This is a genomic window from Neomesorhizobium albiziae (genome assembly GCF_900114255.1).
Classification (GTDB): domain Bacteria; phylum Pseudomonadota; class Alphaproteobacteria; order Rhizobiales; family Rhizobiaceae; genus Neomesorhizobium; species Neomesorhizobium albiziae.
In genome coordinates, this window is record NZ_FOSL01000084.1 from 1 (window position 1) to 1,737 (window position 1,737).

The 1,737-nt window shown below is 64.4% G+C and carries 1 protein-coding gene and 2 pseudogenes; 1 reads left to right on the forward strand and 2 read right to left on the reverse strand.

Annotated features, from left to right (window positions below; all coding sequences use genetic code 11):
- Positions 1 to 43: 43 nt before the first annotated feature.
- Both F3H98_RS30850 and F3H98_RS30855 read right to left on the reverse strand, forming a co-directional pair.
- Complete coding sequence (locus F3H98_RS30850) at positions 44 to 565, reverse strand: hypothetical protein (protein ID WP_244622028.1); 522 nt, start codon at positions 563 to 565, stop codon at positions 44 to 46.
- A 140-nt stretch (positions 566 to 705) separates the two neighbouring features.
- Positions 706 to 1,527 (reverse strand): annotated as a pseudogene (locus F3H98_RS30855) (IS256 family transposase); the annotation flags it as partial.
- Between the two features lie 116 nt (positions 1,528 to 1,643).
- On the opposite strand from F3H98_RS30855, the pseudogene F3H98_RS30860 reads away from it, so the two are divergent.
- A pseudogene (locus F3H98_RS30860) lies at positions 1,644 to 1,737 on the forward strand (transposase); the annotation flags it as partial.

Sequence of the window (1,737 nt, forward strand, 5' to 3'; positions counted from 1 at the left end):
CGGACCACTCTCAGACACCAACTGTCCGATCAAGTACAAACTTCTACAGCTGAGGGCAATGCATCACCACAAAGGCGACGATGTCGGTCGCGGCCAAACCCGCAAGGTCCAAGGCCCGCCCATCGGACGACAATCGATGACGCAGAAAGGGGCTCACCATCTGGGCATAGACATCGGCGGTCGCTTTCCCCAAACCGCGCTCAATCGCCAGATAACGTTGGTACCGTTCAAGAAGCTCATCTGCCGGATCGTCGGGTGCACGGGGTGACGGCAGCACCACGCCGTGAGACTGCAAATAGGCCAGTATGGGCCGCAACGCTTTGATCGAGCGGAGTTGCCGGCCAGCGGCACGACGGGTACGGACAAACCGATCGACCTCGGTCGCACCCAGGTCCTCCACGCCCATGCCCTCCAATGCGAGCCAGCGGCTTAATCGCGCCAGCAGCCGCATCTGCTCGCGGGCGGAAAGCGGCGTATAACCCTGTCGGGCGAGTTCGCCGGCAAACCCAGCCGCAAATGGGGCAAACGGGCCCCGAACCCGAACGCGAAACGGATCAATCGACATAAAAAAACTCCCCTTCTTGGCAAGAAGAGGAGTTTGCACCATCCGCCAGGCCGCCGTGATTATGCCGACCTCATCGCAGCGATCCCCGCCCCCAAAGCCGAATTCCAAGCCATGGTCGGCATAATCCGGACATCGGCATAATGAACCGTGCATCTTTGCACCGGCACCCCGTCCCACAGCGCGGCGATCGCCCTGTCCAGGCCAGGTGCGCCGTCGACGATGAGGAACTCGGGCCGGCGCAGGCCGCGCCCGACGAGATCGTCGAGAATGGCCCGCCAGGCCTCGGTCGTCTCGCCGCCCATATTCTTGACCGCGAGCAGGATCTTCTGGCCGTCCTCGCGCACGCCGATGACCACGAGCAGCGAGATGGAGGTCGCCTTGCGGTCGAGCCTGACACGAACCACCGTCCCGTCGAGGATCAGGCGCACGATCGGCTCGTCGGCCAGAGAGCGGGCATTCCAGGCGTCCCAATCCGTCTTCACCTTGCGCCAGGTGCGGCTGACGACGTCCTTGCCGATCGCGCCGCCGAACAGCGCGGCGAGCGCACGCCGCACGCGCCTGGTGTTCGTGCCCGCCAGGTAGCTCGACGCGATCAGCGCGTCGGCGGCCATCGTGCGCCGCTGATAGGCGCGCAAGGCCTTGCTCTTCCATTCCACCGTCTTGTCCTCGCCGGCCTCGAGGCGCGCCCGCGGAACCGTGATCTCGGTGGTGCCGAAGCTCCCTGTCAGCGTGCGCGTCCGGCGGCCGTGGCGGTGGCCGGCGACACCGGCGGTCTCATCACTGCGCGCCGCCGGCTGCCGGCCATAACGGGGACGGGCAAGCACCGCGTCCAGCTCGGTCTCGAGCATCGTCTCGATGAAGCCGCGCACCCGCTCGCGCAGGCCAGCTTCGATCGGATCAAACCAGTTGTCGAAAAGATAGCTCGTCGCCTCATCCCCAGGATGAACGGCTTCGGTATTCATGGTAGTCCTTGTCATGGCGTAGTCTCCTGTCCGGCGCTCTAACGCCGGATGATTCGAGGTTTCACACCCCGGAGACTACGCCAACTCCCAATTCCAACCACTCCCGCGACGGCACCGTCACCGCCATTGAGGAGCCTGAAAACTTCAAGAAGTCCCGCTCTGTTGGCGCCTGGCTTGGCCTGACGACTCGACGCTACCAATCCGGAGAGG